Annotated in this window: 26 protein-coding genes; 12 read left to right on the forward strand and 14 right to left on the reverse strand. The window is 68.9% G+C overall.

The genetic code is table 11. From position 1 onward, the window contains the following. Positions 1-195: 195 nt before the first annotated feature. From V5F66_RS05895 to V5F66_RS05905, 3 genes are all read left to right on the forward strand, one after another. Entirely contained in the window at positions 196-969 is a 774-nt protein-coding gene (locus V5F66_RS05895; protein ID WP_012116090.1) for a hypothetical protein, read from the forward strand. 28 nt (positions 970-997) lie between these two features. Continuing rightward, entirely contained in the window at positions 998-2,002 is a 1,005-nt protein-coding gene (locus tag V5F66_RS05900) for a P1 family peptidase (protein ID WP_394002508.1), read from the forward strand. Between the two features lie 111 nt (positions 2,003-2,113). Then, positions 2,114-2,647 carry a hypothetical protein gene (locus V5F66_RS05905; protein ID WP_012116088.1) on the forward strand — a complete coding sequence of 178 codons (534 nt, stop codon included), beginning with the start codon at positions 2,114-2,116 and terminating at the stop codon, positions 2,645-2,647. Between the two features lie 4 nt (positions 2,648-2,651). Here the strand turns inward: V5F66_RS05905 and V5F66_RS05910 are convergent, their stop codons facing one another. Beyond that, positions 2,652-4,211: an FAD-dependent oxidoreductase gene (locus tag V5F66_RS05910; RefSeq protein WP_394093450.1), complete on the reverse strand. Its 1,560-nt coding sequence runs from the start codon at positions 4,209-4,211 to the stop codon at positions 2,652-2,654. 203 nt (positions 4,212-4,414) lie between these two features. On the opposite strand from V5F66_RS05910, the gene V5F66_RS05915 reads away from it, so the two are divergent. After that, entirely contained in the window at positions 4,415-4,936 is a 522-nt protein-coding gene (locus tag V5F66_RS05915; protein WP_012116086.1) for a SixA phosphatase family protein, read from the forward strand. A gap of 2 nt (positions 4,937-4,938) precedes the next feature. Then, entirely contained in the window at positions 4,939-6,393 is a 1,455-nt protein-coding gene (locus tag V5F66_RS05920) for a YcjX family GTP-binding protein (RefSeq protein ID WP_394093451.1), read from the forward strand. 74 nt (positions 6,394-6,467) lie between these two features. On the opposite strand, the gene V5F66_RS05925 is transcribed toward V5F66_RS05920, so the two are convergent. The 4 genes from V5F66_RS05925 to V5F66_RS05940 form a co-directional block, all read right to left on the reverse strand. After that, positions 6,468-7,121 carry an ABC-type transport auxiliary lipoprotein family protein gene (locus V5F66_RS05925; protein WP_394093452.1) on the reverse strand — a complete coding sequence of 218 codons (654 nt, stop codon included), beginning with the start codon at positions 7,119-7,121 and terminating at the stop codon, positions 6,468-6,470. A 7-nt stretch (positions 7,122-7,128) separates the two neighbouring features. After that, entirely contained in the window at positions 7,129-8,052 is a 924-nt protein-coding gene (locus tag V5F66_RS05930; RefSeq protein WP_394005479.1) for an MlaD family protein, read from the reverse strand. A gap of 61 nt (positions 8,053-8,113) precedes the next feature. Further along, entirely contained in the window at positions 8,114-8,920 is an 807-nt protein-coding gene (locus V5F66_RS05935; RefSeq protein WP_012116082.1) for an ABC transporter ATP-binding protein, read from the reverse strand. A 6-nt stretch (positions 8,921-8,926) separates the two neighbouring features. Beyond that, a complete protein-coding gene (locus tag V5F66_RS05940; protein ID WP_394093453.1) occupies positions 8,927-10,054 on the reverse strand; it encodes an MlaE family lipid ABC transporter permease subunit in 1,128 nt (375 codons plus the stop codon). Between the two features lie 370 nt (positions 10,055-10,424). On the opposite strand from V5F66_RS05940, the gene dgcA reads away from it, so the two are divergent. After that, positions 10,425-11,411, forward strand: coding sequence for an N-acetyl-D-Glu racemase DgcA (dgcA, locus tag V5F66_RS05945; protein ID WP_394002516.1), 987 nt, complete (start codon positions 10,425-10,427; stop codon positions 11,409-11,411). Here dgcA and V5F66_RS05950 read toward each other — a convergent pair. The 5 genes from V5F66_RS05950 to V5F66_RS05970 form a co-directional block, all read right to left on the reverse strand. Next, positions 11,381-12,544: an MFS transporter gene (locus tag V5F66_RS05950; protein WP_394051218.1), complete on the reverse strand. Its 1,164-nt coding sequence runs from the start codon at positions 12,542-12,544 to the stop codon at positions 11,381-11,383. The two genes, dgcA and V5F66_RS05950, sit on opposite strands and share 31 nt — an antisense overlap. A gap of 20 nt (positions 12,545-12,564) precedes the next feature. Beyond that, positions 12,565-13,566, reverse strand: a complete 1,002-nt coding sequence (locus tag V5F66_RS05955) for a threonine ammonia-lyase (protein WP_012116078.1) — start codon at positions 13,564-13,566, stop codon at positions 12,565-12,567. Further along, positions 13,563-14,630: a glycosyltransferase family 4 protein gene (locus V5F66_RS05960; protein WP_012116077.1), complete on the reverse strand. Its 1,068-nt coding sequence runs from the start codon at positions 14,628-14,630 to the stop codon at positions 13,563-13,565. Before V5F66_RS05960 ends, V5F66_RS05955 begins: the two co-directional genes overlap by 4 nt. Next, positions 14,630-15,439 carry a UDP-2,3-diacylglucosamine diphosphatase gene (locus V5F66_RS05965; RefSeq protein ID WP_012116076.1) on the reverse strand — a complete coding sequence of 270 codons (810 nt, stop codon included), beginning with the start codon at positions 15,437-15,439 and terminating at the stop codon, positions 14,630-14,632. Before V5F66_RS05965 ends, V5F66_RS05960 begins: the two co-directional genes overlap by 1 nt. Before the next feature lie 199 nt (positions 15,440-15,638). Next, positions 15,639-16,253 carry a LysE family translocator gene (locus V5F66_RS05970; RefSeq protein ID WP_394093454.1) on the reverse strand — a complete coding sequence of 205 codons (615 nt, stop codon included), beginning with the start codon at positions 16,251-16,253 and terminating at the stop codon, positions 15,639-15,641. A gap of 125 nt (positions 16,254-16,378) precedes the next feature. Between V5F66_RS05970 and V5F66_RS05975 the strand changes: the two genes are divergently transcribed. Continuing rightward, positions 16,379-17,227, forward strand: a complete 849-nt coding sequence (locus V5F66_RS05975) for a fumarylacetoacetate hydrolase family protein (RefSeq protein ID WP_394002525.1) — start codon at positions 16,379-16,381, stop codon at positions 17,225-17,227. A 34-nt stretch (positions 17,228-17,261) separates the two neighbouring features. Here V5F66_RS05975 and V5F66_RS05980 read toward each other — a convergent pair whose 3' ends face one another. From V5F66_RS05980 to V5F66_RS05990, 3 genes are all read right to left on the reverse strand, one after another. Continuing rightward, the gene (locus tag V5F66_RS05980; protein ID WP_394093455.1) at positions 17,262-18,431 is read right to left on the reverse strand and encodes a carboxylate-amine ligase; all 1,170 of its coding nucleotides are present in this window, start codon (positions 18,429-18,431) and stop codon (positions 17,262-17,264) included. A gap of 205 nt (positions 18,432-18,636) precedes the next feature. Beyond that, positions 18,637-19,365: a 16S rRNA (uracil(1498)-N(3))-methyltransferase gene (locus V5F66_RS05985; RefSeq protein ID WP_394093456.1), complete on the reverse strand. Its 729-nt coding sequence runs from the start codon at positions 19,363-19,365 to the stop codon at positions 18,637-18,639. A 287-nt stretch (positions 19,366-19,652) separates the two neighbouring features. Beyond that, the gene (locus tag V5F66_RS05990; RefSeq protein ID WP_012116071.1) at positions 19,653-20,045 is read right to left on the reverse strand and encodes a c-type cytochrome; all 393 of its coding nucleotides are present in this window, start codon (positions 20,043-20,045) and stop codon (positions 19,653-19,655) included. 187 nt (positions 20,046-20,232) lie between these two features. Here V5F66_RS05990 and V5F66_RS05995 point away from each other — a divergent pair, with 187 nt between their 5' ends. From V5F66_RS05995 to V5F66_RS06015, 5 genes are read left to right on the forward strand one after another with little or no spacing between them, the layout of a single operon-like run. Continuing rightward, complete coding sequence (locus tag V5F66_RS05995; protein ID WP_394093457.1) at positions 20,233-20,880, forward strand: amino acid kinase family protein; 648 nt, start codon at positions 20,233-20,235, stop codon at positions 20,878-20,880. Next, positions 20,877-21,458 (forward strand): flavoprotein, encoded by a 582-nt coding sequence (locus V5F66_RS06000; protein ID WP_394093458.1) that lies wholly within the window; start codon positions 20,877-20,879, stop codon positions 21,456-21,458. Before V5F66_RS05995 ends, V5F66_RS06000 begins: the two co-directional genes overlap by 4 nt. Before the next feature lies 1 nt (position 21,459). Further along, positions 21,460-22,878 carry a DUF6513 domain-containing protein gene (locus V5F66_RS06005; RefSeq protein ID WP_394093459.1) on the forward strand — a complete coding sequence of 473 codons (1,419 nt, stop codon included), beginning with the start codon at positions 21,460-21,462 and terminating at the stop codon, positions 22,876-22,878. Beyond that, a complete protein-coding gene (locus tag V5F66_RS06010; protein WP_394002540.1) occupies positions 22,875-23,444 on the forward strand; it encodes a DUF447 domain-containing protein in 570 nt (189 codons plus the stop codon). Before V5F66_RS06005 ends, V5F66_RS06010 begins: the two co-directional genes overlap by 4 nt. After that, entirely contained in the window at positions 23,441-24,181 is a 741-nt protein-coding gene (locus V5F66_RS06015) for a (5-formylfuran-3-yl)methyl phosphate synthase (protein WP_394093460.1), read from the forward strand. Before V5F66_RS06010 ends, V5F66_RS06015 begins: the two co-directional genes overlap by 4 nt. Before the next feature lie 219 nt (positions 24,182-24,400). Here V5F66_RS06015 and V5F66_RS06020 read toward each other — a convergent pair whose 3' ends face one another. Further along, the gene (locus tag V5F66_RS06020) at positions 24,401-25,111 is read right to left on the reverse strand and encodes a type 1 glutamine amidotransferase (RefSeq protein ID WP_049776021.1); all 711 of its coding nucleotides are present in this window, start codon (positions 25,109-25,111) and stop codon (positions 24,401-24,403) included. Positions 25,112-25,140: the final 29 nt, after the last annotated feature.

Raw genomic sequence — 25,140 nt, forward strand, 5'->3', positions numbered from 1 at the left:
CCCTCCGGCGTGCTGCACCGCTATCCATCGGGTCCCGGCCTCCCTGTGCGGGAGCCATCCCTCGGCCAGACACTGTTTCGGTCGGGTTGTGATGCAACCGGATCGGCAAGACTGTCTTTTCGCCCATAGAGAGCGGGGTCAGCACGGGGGACATGAGCCCGGGCTGATCGCGCGCCAGCGACCGGAGCCTGTGCCATGAAGACCTATATCTGTGCGGCCTACGCCGGCGGACAGGGCAAGACCACGCTCGCGCAAATGGTGTTTTCCGCGCTCAGGAAGCGCGACCTCGCCTACAAGCTGGTGGCCGCCGACTTCACTGACGGCACGGGCCATTCCAAGATCGGCAAGTTCTTCCCGTCCAAGGTGCTGGAGCTGGGCATCGGCTCGGCCCTGGGGTCCAGCAAGTCCGAGAACGACGCCAACGCCCCGCTGCGCTACTGGGACCGTTTCGGCGGCCTGCTGCTGACCGGCGGCGCGGTGCTGGACCTCGGCGCCAACGTGGTGCCGCAGCTGGTGCAGTGGGCACACCACCGGCGCGTCACCCACATTATGCAGCAGCGCAACTCGCCGGAGATCGACCTCATCGTCATCACCAAGCCGGAGACGCACTCCATCGAGAACGTCTCCACCCTCATCGAGGACGTGGTGGTGGGCGGCGCCCTGCCTGTCGCCAATATCATCGTGGTGAAGAACGAGGTGGGCGGCTCCTTCGAGGGGCAGAGCCTCTCCCGCATCGAGAAGGCCGCCGCCGGGCGCAGCCTGAGCTTCGTCAGCATCCCGCGCTGCACCTCGGAACTGTGGCCCCACCTGGAGCGCACCTTCACCCCCGTGGAGGAGGCGCTGGCCGCCACCGAGAACGACCTCGCCGAGAAGTTCGGCATCGAGATCTGGTCCGCCTATGCCGGCCTCATGGACCTTAAGACCTGGTCCGACGAGGTCTATGCCCAGCTCGGCCGGGTCGGCATCTGAGCCCCCGGCACCGGCTGAAAGCCTGAGGGTGCGCAACCTCATCACCGACGTGCCCGGCCTCCGCGTCGGCAATGCCACCGATCCGCACATCGGCACCGGCGTCACGGTGGTGCTGTGCGACGCGCCGGCGGTGGCGGCGGTGGACGTGCGCGGCGGCGGACCGGGCACGCGGGAAACCGATCTGCTGGATCCCGCCGCAACGGTGGAGCGGGTGGATGCCATCACCCTGTCCGGCGGCTCCGCCTTCGGGCTCGATGCCGCCTCCGGGGTCATGGCGGGACTTGCCGCGCGCGGCCGGGGCTTTGCCGTGGGCACGGCCAAGGTGCCCATCGTGCCGGGCGCCATCCTGTTCGACCTGCTGAACGGCGGCGACAAGGGCTGGGAAGCCCACCCACCCTACACCCAGCTCGGCCGCGACGCACTGGAGGCGGTGGACCTCGACTTCACCCTCGGCTCCGTGGGTGCCGGCACCGGCTGCACCACTGCCACGGTGAAAGGCGGGCTCGGCTCGGCGTCGGCCGTTGCCGCGTCCGGCCATGTGGTGGGCGCCGTGGTGGCGGTGAACGCGGCGGGCAGCCCCCTGTTCGGCGACGGCCCGCAGTTTCGCGCCGCGCCCTATGAGCGGAACGGTGAATTCGGCGGCCTCGGCCTGCCCCCAGCCCTGTCGCAGGCGCTGGCGGACGAGGTGACCCATCCGCACCTGAAGGGCGGCATCTCGCGCTTTTCCACCACCATCGCCGTGGTGGCTACCGACGCGACCCTCACCACGGTGCAGGCCCGCCGGCTCGCCATCATGGCGCAGAACGGGCTGGCGCTGTCGCTGTATCCGGTGCACACGCCGCTGGACGGCGACGTGGTGTTCGCGCTCTCCACCGAGAAGCGCCCGCTGGAGGTCCCCCTGCCCGATCTCGCACGGCTGGGCGCGCTGGCCTCGGTGGTGCTGGCACGGGCGGTGGCTCGGGCGATCTTCGCCGCCACGCGCCTGCCCTTCCCCGATTGCCAGAAGACGTGGCACGATCATTTCGCGCCCTAGAGCCTTTCCCCGTTTCATCGAATCGGGAAGACACTCCAGGCTATAGAGTTGAAGCGTTTTCCATTCGCGAACCGGTTTCCACTTCGCTCGAAAACGCTCTAAGGACCCGACATGACCACCCCTGCCCCCCGCCACATCCCCGCGCACGCCCCCGGTCCTTTGCCAGGTGCCGAGCCGAAGCCGGCGCGCCTCGGCGGCCCGCTTGCGGTCATCTTCTGGTGCTGCTGCGGCATCACGGCGCTGCCGCTGGCGGGCCTGTTCACGCTGATCGCGGAATTCGGCGTCGCGGGAGCCAGGTCCGCATTGTTCGATTCCTTCGCCGGGCCGGGGCTACAGCAGCAGGTGCTGCGGTTCGGCCTGGTGCCGCAGGTCCTGCTGTTCGCCTGGGCGGCGACGGTGGTGGTGCTGACGGTGGCGAAGGCGCGCATCGCCATCACCTTGCTGCCCTGGATGCTGGTCGCCGTGGTGGCCGCCTCGGCCTACGGCCAGTTCGCCATCCGCGATGCGATCTCGCCCGACGGAGCGGACCTCGGCGCCTTCGCGGCGCTCATGCCGGGGCTGCTGGCGCAGGCAGTCGGCGCGGCCACCTTCTTCGGCTATTTCCGCGAGGGCCGGCGGCCGCAGGCCTATTACATCCGGGGATAGGGCTCTAGGCGCCCCGCGGCCGCTGGGGCGGGACCTCCTCGTCCGGCTCCGGTCGGGCGCGACGGCGGCGAGCGGGTTCCGCCGCCGCACGGGCAGCAAGCCCTGAAGCCCAGCCGGAAGCCGCATGGAGCGCCGCCCGCGCCGCATGGCGCGAGGCCGAGGTTGCAGCCGCCATCCCCCTTCGGGGCAGCGCGGTGGGGGCCGCTAGAACGGCGGGCGCCGGCATGGGCGGAAGCGCCCGCGCGTCGTCCACATGCTCGTCCGGGAGCAGGTCCGGTGCCGGAACCACATCTGCCGGATCGGGCGCGAGGGAGGATGCCATCTTGTCCATATGCAGCCGAGCCGCCAGCCGCACATGCCAATAGCCGGCGAAGCGCGCCACCCGGCCGGCCCAGCCGGACAACGGCGTTGAGGCGAACGGCTGAAGCAAGGCGATGCGGTCGTCCTTTTCGGCGATGGCGCCGGAGATGAGGCGGCCAGCGAGGAAGCCGTGGCTCAGGGCATCACCGGCGGCGGCAAGTGCATACCAGACGCCCCGTTCCCCCTCGTGCACCAGCGGCATGCCGGCTGGCTCCGGCAGCATCCGGCCGGAAGCCTCGTCCGAAAGGCTCGGCCCCACCGGGTAGAGTTCGGCGGCATGGCGGCGCAGCACCCGGGCCGCGCCCACCCGCGTCATCACCCGCGTGGCGGTGGCGGCCGCAAGGGTCAGCCGGCCGGCATCGAAATGATAGCGCAGGCCGGTGAGCCCGGTTTCCTCGACCATGCCCGCATAGGGCACCTCGACCGCGGGCAGGCGGAAGCCGCCGTAGACCCATGGCGCGCGCGGCAGCACCGCCACCTTCGGACCGAGCCGGGCGAAGGCCTCCGGCCCGGTGATGACCACCTGGAAGGCGCGGACCCGCCAGCGCGCGGCCGTCAGATATTTCCGCAAGCCCTTGAGGTCTGCCGCGAGCGCTCCGTCCACCGGGATCACGCGCACGCCCGCCGCCAGCACCTCGGCCTCCAGCGCCACCTTCAGGGTGTTGGGAGAAACACGCTCCGCCGGAACCACGCCGAGGCCGGCGGTGAAGGTGGAGGTGCCGAGCAGCGCTGCGAGATCCTGCGCGCCCACCAGCACCGTGGTGTCGGGCGCCAGTTCCTGCCTCAGCTCATGTTCACGAAACAACGCCTCAGCCGCATGGGGGCGGGCCACCGACAGCCGGCCGCGCGGCCCCACCGCGACACCGGCCTTGTGGGCGAAGGCCAGCGCCCGCTCGCTCGCCTGGGTGGAAAGGATGAGCAGTTCCTGCGCATCGTGCTGCCCCACGCGTTCCACCAGCGCGGCGGTGGGCATGGCGAAGCCGGGGCTCAAAATACCGTCGAGGGGGAGCGGCCGCGCCCCGGTGAAGTTGAGCAGGATGACCTCCCGCCCCCGCCGGGCCAGATCGATGGCAATGGCCAGCCCCGCCACGTCGTCCCCGACGACGCAGATATCGCAATCATAGGTGCGCTTCAGCGCCGCGTCCGACCGCTCCCGGTCGGTAACATCCTGCGCCGCCGCGCGGGACGAGGCCGTATCGATCATGAAGACTATCCGCCAGGCACCGGCCCATGCTGATGCCTTCCGCTTGAGAAACCGTTTATTTGCGGCACTCTCGTGACATTTCGCGCGGCGCCCCGGCGCTGGTATCGGGCGGGGCGTGACGCTGCGGCGCGGGCATTCTGGTTGCACTGCACACAGTCCGTCGGTCATAAGAAGCGGCATTTCATTGATTGGTTCAAAAGCTCATGCGCCGTCTGATTTTGCTGCGCCACGCCAAGTCCGACTGGCCGGACGGCATTGTCGACCCTGAGCGCCCGCTGGCTCCGCGGGGTCGCGCGGCGGCGCCGCGCATCGGCGCCTATATCGCCCATGAGCAGTTGGTGGCCGATCGCGTGCTGGTCTCGCCGGCGCGCCGCACCCGCGAGACCTGGGACCTGGTGGCCGCCCAGCTGCCGCCGGTGAAGGTGGTGGCAAGCGAGCCGCGGGTCTACGACGCCTCCGCCGCGCGGCTCCTGTCGGTGGTGCGCGAGCAGCCGAGGGAAGCCCACAGCCTCATGCTTGTGGGCCACAATCCCGGCCTCAGCGACCTTGCCGAGCTGCTTGTATCGTCGGGGTCGGCATCCCATTTGTCGAAGATGTCCGAGAAATTCCCCACCGGCGCCCTCGCCGTCATCGATCTTCCCGTGGACGACTGGTGCGAGGTGGCGCCGGGTACTGCGCGGCTCGACCGCTTCGTCACTCCGCGCGAGCTCTCCGGAACCGACTGAGCATGGTGCGCGTCACCGACGCCATGGACGAGGCGCGAATTGCGCTGCGGACCCTGGCCGACCGGGTGGAGGGCATCGCCCATCCCACCCTGCGCCTCGGCGTCACCGGCCTGTCGCGGGCCGGCAAGACCATCTTCACCACCGCCCTTATCCATGCGCTGACCCGTGGCGGCCGGCTCCCGGTGTTCGAGGCGCTGCAGTCCGGCCGCATCGCCCGCGCCGAGCTGCAGCCACAGCCGGACGACGCGGTGCCGCGCTTCGCCTATGAGGACCATCTGAAGACGCTTGGCGAGGCGCGCCAATGGCCCTCCTCCACCACCCGGGTCAGCGAGCTGCGCCTCTCCATCCGCTACGCCACGAAGCGCGGCAGCCTGCGCACCCTGACCCTCGATCTGGTGGACTATCCCGGCGAGTGGCTGCTGGACCTGCCGCTGCTCGACATGAGCTATGCCGACTTCGCCCGCCAGAGCCTCGCCTTGGCGCGGGCGCCGGCGCGTGCCGAGGTGGCCGCCCCCTGGCTCGCGGCGGTAGCCACGGCTCCGGCGGACGGGCGCGAGGATGAGGCGAAGGCGCGCGAGGTGGCGGGGCTGTTCACCCAATACCTCTCCGCCTGCCGCAGTGAAAAGCTGGCCATGAGCCTTCTGCCGCCGGGCCGCTTCCTCATGCCCGGCGACCTTGAGGGCTCGCCGGCCCTCACCTTCGCCCCCCTCGACGTGGGCGACACCGCACCGAAGGCGGGGAGCCTCGGGGCGATGATGGAGCGCCGCTTCGAGGCCTACAAGAATGCGGTGGTGCGGCCGTTCTTCCGCACCCATTTCGCCCGGCTCGACCGGCAGATCGTGCTGGTGGACACGCTGGCCGCGCTCAATGCCGGGCCGGCGGCGCTGGCCGATCTGGAACGGGCGCTGGACGGCATCCTCGCCGCCTTCCGCACCGGGCGGAACAGCCTGGTTAGCAACCTGTTCCGGCCGCGCATCGAGAAGGTGCTGTTCGCCGCCACCAAGGCCGACCACCTCCACCGCTCCAGCCACGACCGGCTGGAGGCGATCCTCGCCCGCCTCGTGGAACGTGCCCGGACCCGAGCGCACGACCAGGGCGCGGCGCTGGACGTGGTGGCGCTCGCCGCCATCCGCGCCACCCGCGAGGCCCGGGTGCGGCGCGACGGGCATGAGCTCGATGCCATCGTCGGCACGCCGGAGGCCGGGCAGGAAGCGGGCGGCCACCGCTTCGACGGCACAGAGGAGATGGCGGTTTTCCCCGGCGACCTGCCGGCGGATCCCGATGCGCTGTTCGATTCGTCCGGGGCCGGTTTTCGCGGGCTCGCCACGGCGGTGGAGGGGGATGCGGACTTCCGCTTCCTGCGCTTCCGCCCGCCGGCCGGGATCGGCGACGGCCCCATCCCGCACATCCGCCTCGACCGGGCGCTGCACTTCCTGTTGGGCGACCGGCTGGCGTAAAGGCCGAGGCCTGCCCGGCGCCTACGCGAGGCGCGGCCTCAGGCCATCAGGATTGCAGTCGTCAGAACTTGGCCTCAGAACTTGGCCGAGGCCCAGCGCACCATCTGCACCAGCACCTGTTCCTGCGCCGAATCCAGCGCCGCGGTTGCCACCGGGCCCGCGGTGGAGGCGGCCGGCACCGCCGCCTTGAACACCTGCGCCGCGAGGATGCGACCGCTCTGGGTGCCGATGAGCTTGGCCGACAGTTCCACCACCGCCACCGGCCCCTGGTCGGTGATGCGCAGGGCGAAGGTGCGGATGTCGATGACCAGTTGGTAGTCCGCATTCACCCCGTCGCCAGGACGGGCGACGCGGCGCAGCTTGCTAGCATTCTCGAAGGCCTGGATGGTGCGTGCCTGCAGCAGCGCCGGGAGGGTGTCGCTCCACTGGGCGTCGGACAGATAGGCCACCTGGCCCGGCCCCGGTTCCACCATCACCTTGTCGGTGTTGAGCACGGCAAGCGCCGTGGGCGCCACCACCACCATCTGCCCGTTGCCGCTGCCCCCTGCCGTGAAGCCGCTGGGGGCGGAGAGGTTGTAGGTGGGGGTCGGCGTGGAGCCGCATCCCGCCAGCGCGAGGGTGAGGACCGCGCCGGACAGGAGGGCGGCGAGCCGGGGCACGGCATGGGCGATGGACGCGAGACGGCGAGCGAAACGGCGAGCGAAATGGCTCCTGCGAACGAAAGTCATGGTCGGCTCATCGCCCGTATTTCGGAATGGAATTGCCGCCGCCGAAGATGAACTGCTGCGGGTTGCGCTCGATGTTGCGGAGCACGCGGTCGATTTCGTTGAGGGTGCGGCGGCCGTCGGTCGCCAATGCCTCATATTGCTTGAGGCCCGGCCCGGTGAAGCGGCTGACCTGCTCGGTCAGCAGCGCCGTGCGCTGGTCCAGATTGTCCGCGAGCTTGCGCACCGAGGTGGCGGCGTCGGTGGCCTGCACCAGCAGGCCGTCCTTGTCCTCGGTGGCCTTCTGCAGGTTCACCACCACCCGGTCGACCTTCTCGGCCACGCCGTTGAGCTGCTTGACCAGCGCGTTCGACTGCTCGATCAGGCTTGCCACGTCCTCGGACTTCGACGCCACGGCCTTGGAGAAGGTATCGATATTGGCGATGATGTTCTTGATGTCCTGCGGATTGATGGCGTCCAGCACCACCTCGATCTTGCGGGCCACGCCCTGCGCCGAATTGATGAGACCGGACATGCCCGCGCCGCCGTCCGCGGTGATGCGCGGAACGCCGTTCGGCCCGAGCGGGAGGGGCGGCGCGCCGGGATGGCCGCCGTGGATGGAGACCACCACGATGCCCGTCAGCCCCTGGGATTCGAGGCCCGCCGTGGCATCCGACAATACCGGCACGTCATTGTTGATGGCGACGCGCGCCAGCACCTGCCCCGGCTGGCCTGGCACAAGGCCCAGGCCGGTCACCTGCCCCACGGGGATACCATTGAAGAGCACGTTGTTGCCCTGACGCAGACCCGCCACCGAGCCGTCGAAGAGGACCTCATAAGCCTTGCGCGCGCTGGAATCCTGCGGTCCGGCGAACCAATACACAAAGCCGAACGCCGCGGCGAGGACCGCGAGCGTGAAGGCTCCGATAATGGTGTAGTTGGCCCGTGTTTCCATACCTGATCCCGGCTCCGTTCCGACCTAACCCCGCCGTTCGGTCCGCCCCCTCATCCTTGTGTCATCGGCGCGCAGACTGCACCGCCCGAGCCCGCGTGCCATGGAAATAGGCCCGCAGCCAGGGGTGTTGTTGCGCCATCATGTCTTCGATGGTGCCCTGCGCGATCACCTTGCCATCCGCCAGCGCGGCGATGCGATCGCACACGGTATGCAGACTGTCGAGATCGTGGGTTACCATGAAAACCGTAAGCCCCAAAGTCTGTTGCAACGTACGGATAAGCTCGTCGAACTCGCCGGCGCCGATGGGATCGAGGCCGGAGGTGGGCTCATCCAGGAACAGGATTTCGGGGTCGAGGGCCAGCGAGCGGGCGAGCGCGGCGCGCTTGATCATGCCGCCGGACAACTCCGAGGGCAGCTTCTCCGCCACGTCGTACTTCAGACCCACCATCTCGATCTTGGTATAGGCGATCTCGTCCAGAAGGCGCTGGGACAGATGAAGATTCTCCCGCAGGGGAAACTGGATGTTCTGCTTCACCGTGAGCGATGAGAACAGTGCGCCCTGCTGGAACAGCACGCCCCAGCGCCGCTCCAGCGCCGAGCGCTCCCGCTCGGAGAGATCGTCCAGATTCTGGCCGAATACCTCCACCGTCCCCGACTGCTTGGGCACGAGGCCGAGGATGGTGCGCGTGAGCACCGACTTGCCGCCGCCCGAGGTGCCGACGAATCCCAAAATCTCGCCGCGATACACGTCGAGGTCGAGGTGATTGAGAATCACCCGGTCACCGAAGCCCACCACGATATCGTGGACGGAGATGATCGCTTCCCGGCTCTGTGCCGCCTCGGCGGTGGTGGAGGTGCGCGCGTCCATGCCGCCTCACATGTCGATCGCGGCGAAGAACATGGCGAAGACGCCGTCCATCACGATGACGAGGAAGATGGCCTTCACCACCGATGCGGTGGTGTGGGCGCCCAGTGATTCCGCGCTGCCCCCCACCCGCAGGCCTTCCAGGCACGCGACGATGCCGATGGTCGCGGCCATGAACGGGGCCTTGATCATGCCCACGTTGAACTGGTCCATGTCGATGGCGCCCTTGAGGCGATCCAGGAACACGTCGGGCGTGATGCCGCCATAGCCCCAGGACACCAGCCCGGCCCCGAGCAGGGACGACATGGAGCCGATGAAGGTCAGCAGCGGCAAGGCGATGATGAGCGCCAGAAGGCGCGGCACCACCAGCACCTCCACCGGGTCGAAGCCCATGACCCGCAGGGCGTCGATCTCCTCGCGCATGCGCATGGAGCCAAGCTCGGCGGTGTAGGCGCTGCCGGAGCGGCCCGCGATCATGATGGCGACGATGAGCACGCCCAACTCGCGCAGCACCAGCACGCCCACCATGTCCACCACATAGATGTCGGCACCGAAGCGGCGGAAATTGAAGATGCCCTGCTGGGCCAGGATGCAGCCGATGAGGAAGGTGATGAGCACGATGATCGGCACCGCCCGCAGGCCGACCCGATCCATCTGGTTCACCATGGCGGTGAAGCGGAAGCTGCGCGGGCGCAGCAGCACCCGCCCCATGGCGGCCACCGATGCCCCGACGAAATTCAGCAGCGCCGCGGCATCGGCGGCCACATTCACCGTCTCGTGGCCCAAGCGCTCCAGGATCGCCTCGTGCCGGCGGGCCGGCGGGGGCTGCTCCTGCCCCATCCGGCCCATTTCCTCGATGAGCACCTTGTAGCGGGGCGCCAGCCCCTTCACCTGCGGCTCGACGCCGGTGCCCTTCCAGGACCGCTTCAGCCGCTCGAACAGGAGGGCGCCGAAGGTGTCCATGCGTTCGACGGCGGAAAGGTCGATCTCGATGCCCTTGGGATTGGCGTAGGAACGGGCGGTGTCGTCCACCGCCTGTTCCAGCTCGTCGGCATATTCGGATGTCCATGCGCCGCGCCCGGCCACGGTGAGCCGGTCGTCCTGGCTATGCACGGAAATCAGGGAGGCGTGGGGCAACGCTTGGTCTCCATGGGCGCGCCGCGAAACGGAACGGCGCCGGCCTGTCCTTGTTGCCGGAGGCACCGGGCGATCCGGCCCGGATTGACCGAGCCGATGCCCCAACCTCCGACCGCCTGTCGCCCCGCATATGGGTGACGCGTGTCCCGACGAACACGCAATCGCCCACTTACTCTTTCAGTTCCACCCGCCGCGATGCGATACGCAGCCGGTCCTGCGCCCGTGGAGGCACATTCCAGCGACCACACGAACGATAGGTTAGCCATACAGACAAGACGCCTGCGCGTCGAGATCACCAAGGACACACCCCGGCATCATCCGCTCCGGCACCCGCGAAGCGATGGCCGGAATCGGATATTAAGCTTAATCCATGGCCCAACTCGCCCTCAGCATCGAGCGATTCCCCATCGCCGGCACCTTCACCATCGCCCGCGGCTCCAAGACGGAAGCGGTGGTGGTGGAGGCGCGCCTCACCCACAACGGCGCAACCGGGCGCGGCGAATGCGTGCCCTATGCGCGGTACGGCGAGACGGTGGAAGGCGTCGCCGCCGCCATCGCGGCCCTCGGCCCCGACATCGCGACGGGCCTCGATCGCGAGGCCCTGCAATATCGTCTGCCACCGGGCGCCGCCCGCAATGCCCTCGATTGCGCCTTCTGGGACCTCGAAGCCAAGCTTTCGGGCATGCGGGTGGAGGAGCGCGCCGGCCTTGCCGCGCTCCACCCCTTGACCACAGCCTTCACACTGAGCCTCGATACGCCCGAGGCCATGGCGCAGGCGGCGGCCGCCGCAACGGCGGACGGGCGGCCGCTACTCAAGCTGAAGCTGGGCGCCCCCGGCGACCGCGCCCGGCTCCGGGCCATCCGCGCGGCGGCGCCCGAGGCCCGGCTCATCGTGGACGCCAACGAAGGCTGGAGCCCGGCCGACCTGCCGGTATTGCTGGATGCCTGCGCCGCCGTCGGCGTCGAGCTGGTGGAACAGCCCCTGCCCGCCGCCGACGACCGCATGCTGGCGCGCATCGAGCGCGCGGTGCCGGTCTGCGCCGACGAGAGCGTCCACGACCGCGCTGGCCTTGCCACCCTGCGCGAACGCTATGACGCGGTGAACATCAAGCTCGACAAGGCCGGCGGCTTCACCGAGGCGCTGGCGCTGGCCGAGGCGGCCGAAGGGCTCGGCTTCGGCGTGATGGTGGGCTGCATGCTGGCCTCCTCCCTCGCCATGGCCCCTGCCCTGCTGGTGGCGCAGCGGGCGCAGGTGGTGGACCTCGACGGCCCGCTTCTGCTCGCCCGCGACCGCACGCCGGGGCTGCGATACGAGGGCGCCGTGGTCTATCCGCCCGAGCCGGAGCTGTGGGGCTGAAGCCGGGCGGCGAGGAGCGCGGCGAGCGCCCCCGCCAGCCCGATGGCGCTGGAAACCAGGAAGGCCAGCGGCCCGAAGGCGGCCCACAGCGGGCCTGACGCGACGTTCGCGGATGACATCAGGATGCTGCCGATCCAGGCGGCGGCGGTCTGGCCGGTGCCCGAGCGGTGCTCGCTCACGCTGCGACTCACGAGTTCCACCATGGCGAGGAAGGTGGCGGCGAAGGTGAAGGCGTGCAGCAGTTGCAGCAGCACCAGCACGGCCAGCGGCGGCTCGCTCGCCATGACGGCGAAGCGCACCACTGCCGTGATCCCGCCCACCGCGATGAGCGCATGGGGTCCGAAGCGGACCACGAGGCGGGTGCCGAAGCGGAACAGCGCCATTTCCGCCGCCACCCCCACCGCCCACAGCACGCCGATGGCAGTGAACGAATAGCCCTGGGCCTTCCAGCTCACGGATGCGAAGGCATAGAGCGTGGCATGGCTCGCCTGCACCAGCGCCGCCGCCACGATCCCGCCGAGTACCCCCAGCCGCGCCCGCCGCCCGCTCACCGGCGCCGGCCGGGGCTCCGGACGTGGCAGTTCGGGCAGGGCGAGGGTGGCGAGCACATAGGCGAGCTGGCCCGCCAGCATCATCAGCACCACGGAACCGGCACCGAGCATGCCGACGAGCGCGCCGCCCACAAGATTGGCGACGAGGAACGAGGCGGAGCCCCATTGCCGCGCCTTGCCATAGTCTGCCTGCCCGGCCCGCGCCTGCCGGGACGCATAGGAATCCAGCAACGACAGGCTCGGCATCCACGCGAGGGCGGTGAAGGCCAGCACGACGAGGATGACGAGAAAGTCCGCAGAGAGGGCGAGCAGCACCATGCCGCAGGCCGTCGCCACCGCCAGCGCGACCAGCAACGCCTTGGGCCGGCCGAGCCGGTCGGAGAGCAGGCCCAGCAGGGGCATCGATACGAGGCGTGCCAGCATGGGCACCGCCAGGGCCACGCCGATGGCCTCGGGTCCCAGCTCGCGATGCTGGAACCACAGGGGCAGATAGGGCAGCTGGATGCCCATGGCGAGGAAGAACGCCGCATAGGCGCCGCCGAGCCGCAGCTTCAGCGCCGGACGTCCGTCGACCTCCCTCACCTGATTCGCCACCGCCAGGCTCAGGCGGCGAGGCAGCGGATGAAGGTCTCGGGCTCCACATTGCCGCCGGAGAGCACGATAACCGCCGTGCCACCGGAGACGCCGAGCCGGCCTTCCAGCAGGCAGGCCAGCGCCACCGCGCCGCCGGGCTCCACCACCAGCTTCAGCTCCAGGAAGGCGAAGGCCACCGCCCGCGCCACTTCGGCGTCGGTGACGGATGCGCCCTCGCCCACCAGCGGGCGGGTGATCTCGAAGGTCAGCGCGCCGGGGGTCGGGGCCAGCAGGGCGTCGCAGAACGAGCCGGACGGCTCAGGATTGCGCTCGCGCACGCCGGAGCGGAACGAGCGGGCATGGTCGTCGAAGCCGGCGGGCTCGCAGGCCACCACCCGCGCGCCGGGCGCTTGCGCCTTCACCGCCAGCGCAATGCCGGCGACGAGGCCGCCACCGGAGACATTGGCCGCCACCAGATCCGGGACAAGGCCCAGCGCGGCGAGGTCCTGCACGATCTCCAGGCCCACCGTGCCCTGCCCGGCGATGACATGGGGGTCGTCATAGGGCGGAACCACGATGGCGCCGCGCTCCTGCGCGATGGCGCGGGCGATGGCATCGCGGTCCTCGGTGCGGCGGTCGTAGCCCACCACCTCGGCGCCGAGGGCCCGGGTGCGGTCGCGCTTCAGGGCCGGGGCGTCGTGGGGCATGACGATCACCGCCGGCATGCCCAGCAGCCGGGCGGACGCTGCAACCCCTTGCGCGTGGTTGCCCGACGAGCAGGCGACCACGCCGGCCGCCCGCGCCGCCTCAGGGATCTGCACCATGCGGTTATAGGCGCCACGGAACTTGAAGGAGCCGGTGCGCTGGAGCGTCTCCGGCTTCAGGAACACGCGCGCGCCGGTGCGCTCGCTGAGGATCGGGGAAAATACGAGGGGCGTGCGCACGGCCACGCCGGCGATGCGGCGGGCGGCGGCCTCCACGTCAGCGACGCAGGGAATCGGGACGGGACTGGAGATGGTTGTGGCGCTCATGCGCCGGACGCTATCCGACGCCGGCGGCGAAGGCGATAGCGGCGCGCGATGGGACCTATGTCGTGGGCGATGAGCACATTATCGATGAACTGCCGCGCGCTTTCGCGCCACGTATAGCGAAGCGCGAATCGCCGAGCCGCCGCCGGCGACAGCTCCAGCGCCTTCAGGCAGGCGGTGCGCAGGTCGTTGTCGAGGACGCCCACCGGCTCGGTGGCATCCTCCAGCACGTCGGTGGGGCCGGTCACGGGATAGGCGGCCACAGGCAGGCCGCTCGCCAGCGCCTCCAGCAGCACGATGCCGAAGGTGTCGGTGCGCGAGGGGAAGCAGAACACGTCGCAGGCGGCGTAGACCTGCGCCAGGTCCTCGCCCTCCTTCGGCCCGAGGAAATGGGCCGCGGGAAACCGCTCCTTCAGGCTGTTGAGTGCCGGGCCGCCGCCCACCACCACCTTGGAGCCGGGCAGGTCCAGCTCCAGGAACGCCTCGATATTCTTCTCCACCGCCACCCGGCCGACGAACAGATAGACTGGGCGGGGCAGGTTCAGCGTCGCCTCGGGACGGGGGCGGAACAGCTCCGCATCCACCCCGCGCGACCAGCGCATCAGCCGCTTGAAGCCCCGCGCCTCAAGGTCGCGCTCCAGCGTCGCGGTGGAGACCATGACGCCACCGCCCGCATTGTGGAACGAGCGCAGCCAGGCATAGGTCAGCCGCTCCGGCACCGGGGCGCGGGCGGAAAGATATTCCGGAAACTTGGTGTGGTACGAGGTGGTGAAGGTCCGCCGCGAGGCGATGCACGCCCGCCGCACCAGGATGCCGATGGGACCTTCCGTAGCGATATGCACGAAATCCGGCTGCATGGCCTCGATCCGCCGCATGATCATGCGCGGGGTGGCCAACGCCAGGCGGATCTCGTTGTAGCTGGGCATGGGAATGGACCTGAACCCCTGCGGGCTCAGGAATTCCAGTTCTGCACCGAGGGCGGCCGCTTCATTTGCGGTGTACTCCAGGGAGCGCACCACACCGTTGATCTGTGGATGCCACGCATCGGTGGCCACAAGAACCCGCATCAAGCCGCCGCGCGCGCCCCCTCGACCATGTCCTGCTGCTCCGCCGGGGCCTTCTGGAGGTTCCGCGTCCAGCAGATGATCTCCAGGTGGCCGTCTTCATATTCGGCGATGGCGGTGCAGCTTTCCACCCAGTCGCCGCAATTCACATAGCTGACGCCGAACTGGTCGTGAATGACCGCGTGGTGGATATGACCGCAGATGACGCCGTCCACCCCGTTGCGCTTGGCCTCGTCGGCCACCGCTTCCTCGAACTTGCCGATGTAGTTGACGGCGTTCTTCACCTTCAGCTTCGCCCACTGGCTCAGCGACCAGTAGGTGAGGCCCAGCCGGCGACGCACCTTGTTCACATAGGTGTTGGTGGTCAGTGCGGCGGAATAGGCCCAGTCGCCGAGGAAGGCGAGCCACTTGGCGTGCCGCACCACCACGTCGAACACGTCGCCATGGATGACGAGGTAGCGCTTGCCGTCCGCGGCCTCGTGGATGGCGGTTTCCACCACCTCGATGCCGCCGAAATGGGTGCCGTAATAATCGCGCAGGAATTCATCGTGGTTGCCGGGCAGATAGACCATGCGCGTGCCCTTGCGGCCCTTGCGCAGCAGCTTCTGCACCACGTCGTTGTGCTTCTGCGGCCAGTACCAGGAGGACTTCAGCCGCCAGCCGTCCACGATATCGCCCACCAAATAGATGGTGTCGGCGTCGTGGTACTTGAGGAAGTCGATGAGGAGATCCGCCTGGCAGCCCTTGGTGCCGAGATGGACATCGGAAATGAAAAGGGCGCGGAAGCGGCGCGCTTGGGGACTGTCGCTCACGCAATCACCTCCCGCCTTGACCTGCCGCTGGGGAACTTCCCTCACCGGGCAGGCGACTTGCGACGGCCTTTCGACGTCGAAGTCTCGACAACTGACCTTGCGCCTTCGAAGCGCAGTCCGGACTTAGCCGGAGTCTCGTTTCCTTTTTATGACGCTTGCGCGAAAAACGGAAGCGCAAACGCTCATCGTTACGGCATGGTCAGAAAAACAGCAGTAATACACTGGCAGCTACAGAGGCGGCTAAAAGTCCATTGACGCGTCGACGCAGCTTTTCGTCTGAAAGCAGCTGCGACAACGCGACGCCGAACATCGCCCAAAGCGCCAGCGATGGCAGCGCCGTCAGCGAGAATACCAGCGCAACGGTCAGAACCTGCGCCAGGACATCTCGCGCCGGGTCGACGAAAGTCGGAATGACGCTCAGGGCCACCGTCCAGGCCTTCGGATTGACCCACTGGAAAGCGGCCGACCCGAAGAAGGAGGGTGCCGACTCTGCCCCGCCTTCCCCAGCGTCCGGTGCGTCGGCATGGAGCAGGCTCCAGGCGAGGTAGAGCAGATAGGCGGCACCGGCCAGCTTGAGCGCCAGATGCAGGGCCGGCACTGCCACGAACAGGCGGCCGAGCCCGAGGCCGATGGCCAGGACCAGCAGCGGAAATCCCACCGCCACCCCCAGCATTTGCGGCACGGTCCGCCGGAAGCCGAAGCGCGACCCGGACGCCGCAGCGATCAGGTTGTTGGGTCCGGGCGTGACGCCGGCCACGAAACAGAACAGGACGAGGGGCAGGATCTGGTCAATCATCGGCAGGGTTCGGAGCATGGCATGCATTTTCTTGGAACCCCACCATTGACCAATGCCCCCGTCCGCGCCAGCGTGCGCGCCCGGCGAGCGACCGCGCGCCGCACGCGCTTGACATCCAATGATACCACTAGGGAGTTCCACCGATGAAGCTGGTCCGCTTCGGGGAAAAAGGGCAGGAAAAGCCGGGTCTAATCGATTCAACCGGTAAGGTGCGCGACCTGTCCTCGGTCATCCCCGACCTCGCCGGCGAGGCGCTCTCGCCCGCCAGCCTCACCAAGATCGCGGCGGTCGATCCGGCCTCCCTGCCGCTCGCTCCCGAGGGCGTACGCCTCGGCTCCTGCGTGGCACGGCCGGGTAATTTTGTCGCCGTGGGCCTCAATTTCGCGGACCATGCCGCCGAGACCAACAATCCCATCCCGGACGAGCCGGTGCTGTTCAACAAGGCGCCGAACTGCGTTGTCGGTCCCGATGACGACGTGATGATCCCCAAGGGCTCGCTGAAGCTCGACTGGGAAGTGGAGCTGGCCTTCGTCATCGGCACCCGCGCCCGCTATGTGGAGGAGAAGGACGCCCTCGACCACGTGGCCGGCTATTTCATCTGCAACGACGTGTCCGAGCGCCATTTCCAGATCGAGCGCGGCGGCCAGTGGGCCAAGGGCAAGGGCAGCGAGACCTTCGGACCGCTCGGCCCCTGGCTGGTGACCAAGGACGAGATCCCCGACACCTCGGATCTCGCCATGTGGCTCGAGGTCAACGGCGAGAAGGTGCAGAACGGCTCGACGAAGACCATGATCTTCCGCATCCCGTTCCTGGTGCACTACATCAGCCAGTTCATGGTGCTGGAGCCCGGCGACGTCATCACCACCGGCACCCCGCCCGGCGTCGGCCTCGGCTTCAAGCCCCCGCGTTTCCTGAAGGCAGGCGACGTGATGCGCGTGGGCATCGCCGGCCTCGGCGTGCAGCAGCAGACCGTGGTCCCGTTCCAGCTGTGAGATTCCGGGCCGGGGATGATCGTTCCCGGCCCCCTCACTGCAGCGTGGCGTTGGCCAGCCAGGTCTTCACCGCGTCGAGGGCCTCGCCGCGCTTGCCGGTGCGGTGATGGGCTTCCTGGAAGACCGCCAGTTGCACGTCGGCGCTGGTGCCCGCCTCGGCGATGGTGCGCACGTACAGGAGGGCATCGAGACAGCCGAGGGCCTCCGCATCCTCCCCCACCAGATGGACGAGCCCGTCCACCGCATCGCGCACCGAAACCGCGCGGCGCTGGGCCAGATCCACAAACGAACCGTGGATGCCATAGCGCTGGGCGCGCCACTTGTTCTCGTCGGCGATGGCCCGGTCCACCGTGCCCACATCCTTGTTGTGGTGCCGATTGCGCACCAGGAAGCGCACCAGCGCGCGATACAGCGCCGCGATCGCCACGGTGTCCTCGATGCGGGTGCAACTGTCGGGCGCGCGCAGCTCCAGCGTGGGCAGCTGGCGCGAGGGGCGGATGGCCCACCACACATAGCTCGAATCAGTGATGGCCCGCGCCTCCACCATGGCGTCGATGTAGCGCTCATAGGCGGCGGCGGTCTCGAACATCTCGGGCAGGCCGGTGCGGGGCAGCTCGTCAAAGGCCGCCAGCCGATAGCCCATGAGCCCAGTCTGCTTGGCCCCCCAGAACGGGGACGAGGTGGAGAGGGCGATGAAATGGGGGATGTAGGGCACCATGCGGCGCATCACGTCCACCCGCTCGTCGGGGTCGGGCAATTCCACATGCACGTGCAGACCGCACACCATGCTGCGCTCGCCCAGCATCTTCAGGTCGTTCATGACGCCGTCGAAGCGGTTGGCCCTGGTGGCGCGCACCCCGTCCCAGGTGGCGGTGGGATGGGTGCCGGCAGCGATGAGCCCCAACCCGTGCTCCGCCGCCACGTCCGCCACGGTTCGGCGCAGGCCCTTGAGCTGGTCGAGCGCGCTGCCTGCGCCGGTGGACGGGCGGGTTGCAAGCTCCAGCTGGGATTGCAGCATCTCAACCGAGACGCTGTCGCCCAGAATGTCCTTCAGCTGGTCGAAAAAGCCCGAGGGCATGCGCCTTTGGACCGAATTCGTCTGCGCGTCCACGACGAAGAACTCTTCTTCGATTCCGAAGCTGTAGTCGTGCGACACGCAGGCCTCCCGCATAAATTGCCCAGAGGGCGAGCCAGTAAGGCCCATCCAACGGCCAAGTTCCGGACAGACTGACGCGAAAGGCGACGAAAATGCGGCACGACGAGAAGGCCGTCGTCTATCCTACTCTTTCAATATCTTAATGTATCTCAACCTATTACGAATCACTTGTTTATAAGTGTTTCAGCATGTGTGACGAATTCTTCCAAGATGAATGGGAACAAAACGGCCATTCGGGCGTTTACAGCGCCACTCAGCCACCCCGCGCCGCCCCCACCAAGGCCAGGGCGGCCACCGCCGCCGTATCCGCCCGCAGAATGCGCGGGCCGAGGGAGAGCGTGACCGCGCGCGGGGCGATAAGGGCGCGCTCGTCCGGGCTGAAGCCGCCTTCCGGGCCGATCAGCACGCTCACCGGCCCGGAAGGGGCCGTGCGCAGGGCATGGATGGGATCATGGTCGGCCGCCGCCTCGTCGCAGAAGACGAGCACCCGCTCGGCCGGCAGCGCGTCGAGCCATTGGGCAAGCGGGCGCGGCTCGGCGACTTGCGGCAGGCTGAGAATGCCGCATTGCTCGGCCGCCTCCACGGCGTTGGCCGCCATGCGATCGAGATTGATGCGCGACACCTGGGTGTAGCGGGTGATGACCGGGGAAAGCACGCCGGCGCCCATCTCCACCGCTTTCTGCACCATGTAGTCGAGGCGGGCGTGCTTCAGGGGCGCGAAGGCATATTCCAGCGTCGGCGCCTCCGGTTGCGGGCGCACTTGAGCGCTCACCTCGAAGCGCACGTCGCGCTTGCCGCCAGCGACACGGGTGGCGCGCCACTCGCCATCGCGCCCATTGAACAGCAGCAGGTCCTGGCCCACGGCCAGCCGGATCACGTTGGCGACGTAATGGCCCTGCTCAGGCGCGAGCAGGACGGACGCGTCCGGCCCGAGCTCTGCGTCCACGTAGAGGCGCTGAGCGCGGAAATCATGATCGGGCATGGGGGTCCTCCTCCGGTGCGGGAGGGACACCACGACAGGCCGGCACTTGGCAAGCTCGACCGCGAGCGGACAGCCGGGCGATGGCAGATGGGCGATGACTCATACGAGCCAAGCGGCGCGAGGGAACAGGCGGGGCCCAAGAGGACCACCGCCTGCCCGCCCCCCAGCCCCAAAGGACAAGGTAGCTCGCCCTGACCGGCACAACCCTTGATGGCTGAAGCGCGACGGTTCCTCATCCCCCAAATGCGGGATGAGGTATCATCGCACGTGCGATAAGGCCGCCCCGATTACTTCTTGCTGCCATCGGCGTTGAACTGGGCGAGGAAGGCGATGAGGTCCTTGCGCTCGTCATCGTTCTTGACGCCGGCGAAGGCCATCTTGCCCTTGGGGGCGAGCACCTTGGGGTTGCTGATGTAGTTGTCCAGGGTGGCCTCGTCCCACACCTTGCCGGCGGCGGCGCCGTCCTTGATGTCGGCGGAATAGGCATAGCCCTCGAAGTGGGCCCACTTGGCGCCGACGATCCCGTTCAGGGGCGGGCCGACCTTCACCTTAGCGTCGGGGCCGATGGCGTGGCACGCCATGCACTTCTTGAAGGTGGTCTCGCCCTTCGCAACATCGGGATCCGCAAAGGCCGAGCCGGTAGCGGCAAGCATGAGAACCGAAGCCATAATGAGACGCATGAAGCTTTCCTCCCTCGACAGTCGCGACCGGCGATATTATTCACATATACGAATATATGAAAATACCCGCATCGCCCAAACCCTTGCTGCAGCGCACAAAAATCCTCCGTTGGAGGCAGCGCCGCGCCTCCTTAGCATGACTCCAGCAAACCCTCCGATGCGACCTTGAGACTAAGCGGGAGCCGTCGTGACCATCATTGTGAAGATCGGCGGCAGCCTGACGCGGGGCACGGCGCCGCACCGCCTGCTGGCGCGCCTTGCCGGCGAACCGGGGCTGGTGGTGGTGCCCGGCGGTGGGGCGCTGGCCGATCAGGTCCGCGCCGTTCAGCCGCAGTGGAACCTGTCCGACGGCGCCGCCCACCGCATGGCCCTGCTCGCCATGGAGCAGATGGCTCACGCCATGGCTGACCTCGAACCCCGCCTGCTGCCCGCCCGCACGCTCGCCGAGCTGACGCAAGCGGCAGCCCGGGGCGCCGCCCTGTGGTTCCCGGCAACCATGACGTTGGGCCATGCCGGCATAGCCGAAAGCTGGGACGTGACCTCGGACAGCCTCGCCCTGTGGCTTGCGATCGAGCTCAAGGCGGATCGGCTGGTGCTGGTGAAGGCGCCGGGCGCGCCCCTCCCCCCCTCCTCCGGCGACCGCGTGGCCGAGATCGCGGCCTGGTCGGCGGCGGGAGTGGTGGATGCGGCCTTTGCGACCATGGCGGTCCGGTTTACAGGCGATATTCTCGCCGTCCCCGCCGACGATGGGGACCGGCTCGACGCCGCCTTGGGCACCAGGGCGGGTGCCACCGAGTGGAACGAGGAAGCCAAGGAAGGTTCGCGTCCGTCATGACCGCCAAAGCGCCCCGCGCGAAAAAGCCCCGCTGGGCCTGGGCCCTTACCGGCTCCGGGCACTATTTCACGGAGAGCATCGAGATCATCCGCGCGCTTGAGGACGTGGACCTGTTCATCTCGGACGCGGCCGACGAAGTGCTGCGCATGTACAAGCAGGACAAGGAGCCGCTGCCGGCGCAGACCCAGGTGTTCCGCGACAACAGCGCCTCCTCCGCCTCCATCGGCCGCTTCTACCACGGCGAGTACCACACCCTCGTGGTGTCCCCGGCCTCGTCCAACACGGTGGCGAAGGCGGTGCATGGCATCTCCGACACCCTCGTCACCAACTGCTTCGCCCAGGCCGGCAAGTGCCGGGTGCCGGCCATCGTGTTCGCCTGCGACAGCCTGCCGGAGATGATCACCATGGCCCCGGAAGGCCCGGTGCCGGTCTATCCGCGCCGCATCGATCTTGAAAACACGCGCCTGCTCAAGGAGTTCGAGGCGACCACTGTGGCCGAGACCCTGGACGAGCTGCGCGACGCCATCGCCCGCCGCCGGGCGGAACTCGCCGCGCTCTTCCCCGCGCCGGCGGCCTGAGATGGCCGAGCGCGTCGCCCTCGTCACCGGGTCGCTGGCCGAGCCGCGCATCCGCCGCATCGCGGAGGAGATCGCGGACGAGGCGCTGGACCCGGTGGTGGTCAATGTGGGCGTGAAGGTTGCGGCCCTGATGACAGCGGAGATCGTGGAACGGCGCCTCAAGCTGCCGGAGCGCATCGACCGCGTGCTCATGCCCGGCCGCTTTCGCGGCGATCTCGACCGCCTCGCCACCCGCTTCGGCCTGCCCTTCGCGCGCGGGCCGGAGGAGGCCGCAGACATTCCGGCCTATTTCGGCAAGGGTCGCGGCGGCGCCGTGAACCTCGACCGGCAGGACGTGCTGCTTTTCGCCGAGATCGTGGACGCCACCCGCCTCTCCATCGACGAGCTTCTCACCCGCGCCCGCGTCCTGCGCGGCGAGGGCGCGGACGTGATCGACCTCGGCGCCCTGCCCGACAACCCCTTCCCCCACCTGGAAGAAGCCATCGCCGCTCTGAAAGCGGACGGCTTCAGGGTCAGCGTGGACAGCTTCGACCCGCAGGAACTGGCGCGCGGCACCCGCGCCGGGGCCGATTATCTCCTCAGCCTCAACGAGCACACCCTCGTCATCGCCGAGGAAGGCCCGGCCGTTCCGGTGCTGGTGCCGGCGCAGGCGGGGGATCTGGCCTCCCTCATCCGCGCGGTGGAATTGTGCGAGGCCAGGGGCCGGCCGTTTCTGGCCGATCCCATCCTCGATCCCATCCATCTGGGCTTCACCGCGTCGCTGCTGCGCTACGCCGAGCTGCGGCGGCTGAAGCCGGACATTCCCATCCTCATGGGCATCGGCAATGTCACCGAGCTGACCGATGCCGACACCACGGGCATGAATGCCCTGCTCATGGGCATCATCTCCGAATTGAGGCTGAACGCGGTGCTGGCGGTGCAGGTGAGCCCCCATTGCCGCACCGCCATCCGCGAGTTCGACCGGGCGCGGCGGGAATTCTTCGCCGCGCGGGAGGCGGGCGCCCTGCCCCAGGGCTTCGGCGGCGGCCTGATGGCCCTGCGTGACCGTCGCCCCTTCACCACCACGCCCGAGGAGGTGGACCGCCTCGCCGGCACGGTGGCCGACCGCAACTTCCGCATCGAGGTGACGGACAGGGGCATCCACGCCTACAACCGCGACGGTCACCATGTGGCGCGCGACCCGTTCGACCTGTTCCCCCACCTCAAGGTGGAGGACGACGGCGCCCACGCCTTCTATCTCGGCGTGGAAACGGCGCGGGCGGAGATCGCCCTGAAGCTGGGCAAGCGCTACGCCCAGGACGAGCCGCTGAAATGGGGCGTGGTGGGCGAGACCTCGGCCAGCGCCGAGGACGCCCACCGGTTGACTTTCAAGGAAGCGGGCTCGACCCTTTCCGCAAAGAAGAAGGGCGACGCCACGTGATCCGGGAGACCATCGTCACCACCCAATCGACCGCGGGCGAGCCCCATGTGGCGCCCATGGGCGCGACCCTCGTGGAGGGTGGCTACCTGCTCCAGCCGTTCCGGCCGTCGCGGACCCTGGACAACATGGCGGCGCAGGGCGTGGCGGTGGTGAACTTCACCGACGATGCCCGCGTGTTCGCCGGCTGCATCACCGGCCGGCACCGCTCATGGCCGACCGTGCCCGCCACCCGGCTCGACGGCGCGGTGCGGCTCGACCTGTGCCTCGCCCATGACGAGGTGGAAGTGACGCGGATGGAGGACGACCCCACCCGCCCGCGCTTCTTCTGCCGCATCGTCCACCGCGAGCAGCATGCCCCCTTCCTCGGCCTCAACCGGGCGGTGGCGGCGGTGCTGGAAGGCGCCGTGCTGGTGTCGCGCCTGCACATGATGGACCCCGAGCGGGTGGACCGGGAGATGAACTATCTCTCCATCGCCATCGAGAAGACCGCCGGCCCCGCCGAGCGCGAGGCATGGGACTGGCTGTGCGAGACCATCGCCGACCACCGGGCGCGGGCGGCATCATGACCCTGCATGTGACCCTGCCCCCGGCATCGCGGCTGGGCCTGCTCGCCTCCGTGGCCGATCTTGCCGAGATGGAGGTGGCGCTCGGCGCCGGCGCCGACATCGTGGACCTGAAGAACCCGGCCGAGGGGGCGCTCGGCGCCTGGGCGGAGGCGCCGCTCAAGGCCGCCGTCGCCCGCTGGCGCGCGGCGGGCTGCGTCACCGGCCTCAGCGCCACCGTGGGCGACCAGCCCCTGGACGCCGCGACCATCCTTGCCGCCGCCCGGCGCACCGCCTCGACCGGCGTGCCGCTGGTGAAGATCGGCTTTCCCCTGCCCTTGGACGGTGCCGGGGCGGCGCTGGCCCCGGTCCTCGATGCCCTGCGGCCGCTGGCGCTGGGGACGCGGCTCATCGCGGTTCTGTTCGCCGACCAGGATCCGGACCTCTCCACCATCGCCCAATTCGCCGAAGCCGGCTTCCACGGGGTGATGCTGGATACGGCGGACAAGGCGGCCGGCGGCCTCCTCGCCCACCTCCCGGTGCCGCGCCTCGCCGGCTTTGTGGCAGAGGCCAGGGCGGCCGGCCTGCTCACCGGCCTTGCGGGCTCCCTGAAGCTTCAGGACATCGCGCCTCTGGCAACGCTCAAACCCCACTATCTCGGCTTCCGCGGCGCCCTGTGCGCGACCGGGCGCACCAGCGCCCTCGACCCGGCACGGCTCGCTCGGGTGCGGGAGGAACTGAAGGGGCGTGTGGCGGCCTGACGGGATGGGATGGCTCCGGCGCTGTCCGCTTTCGGGCAATCAAGGCGAGCCGACCCGCGATCACTCCATCATGCCCGGCCTTGTGCCGGGTATCCACGACGAGCCGCCAGGATTGACTTGCGAAAGCTCATCCCGGCCGCAGGGCGTTGATGGCCGGGACAAGCCCGGCCATGAGGGCGCGTTATGGGCGACGGCTGTCCTGATGGCTCAAATGCGCCTTCAGCCCCACGTCGCCCGGAAGTTCCGGTAAAGCTGCTCCGCCGCCTTGCGGAACACCGGCATCTTCTCTTCCACAGCCTTCACCAGCAAAGCGCCGCCGCCGGGGCCGGTGATGGCCTCCAGCGCGCAGCGATATTCGGTGATCTCGCCCCATTCGGGCACCGTGTCGTCGGTCAGCTCCACATGATACTGGATGCCGAAGGCCCGCGCCCCCACCTGCAGCGCCTGGATGGCGCAATGGTCGTTGTGGGCCAGCACCTTGGCGCCTTCCGGCTGCTTCAGCACGGCGGCGCCGTGCCATTGCAGGGTCGGGAAGGTCGGCGGCAGGCCGGTGAAGAACACGGAGGCCTGCCCGTCCGGCGTAAGGGACACGTCGGTCACCCCCACCTCGGGGCGCGGCATGAGGCCCACCTTGCCGCCCAGCGCATCGGCCAGCAGCTGGTGGCCGAGGCAGACGCCGAGATAGGGCTTGCCGGTGGCCACCCACGCCCGGATCGCCGCCTTCTCGGCCACGAGCCAGGGGTGCTCCTCCTCCTGCCACACATCCATGGGGCCGCCGAACACCATGAGGGCGTCATAACCCTCGAGCGCTGGAATGGCCTCGCCCTCGTCCAGCTCCACAGCGTCCCAGATCACGCCGTCGGCGCGCATGAAGTCGCGGAAGCTGCCGGGGTGCTCGGCGGCTACGTGCTGGAAAACGAGGACTTTCAAGGGATTCTCCCGGGGCGGGCGGAGCGGGG

The organism is Xanthobacter versatilis (assembly GCF_043193975.1).
Taxonomy (GTDB): domain Bacteria; phylum Pseudomonadota; class Alphaproteobacteria; order Rhizobiales; family Xanthobacteraceae; genus Xanthobacter; species Xanthobacter autotrophicus_E.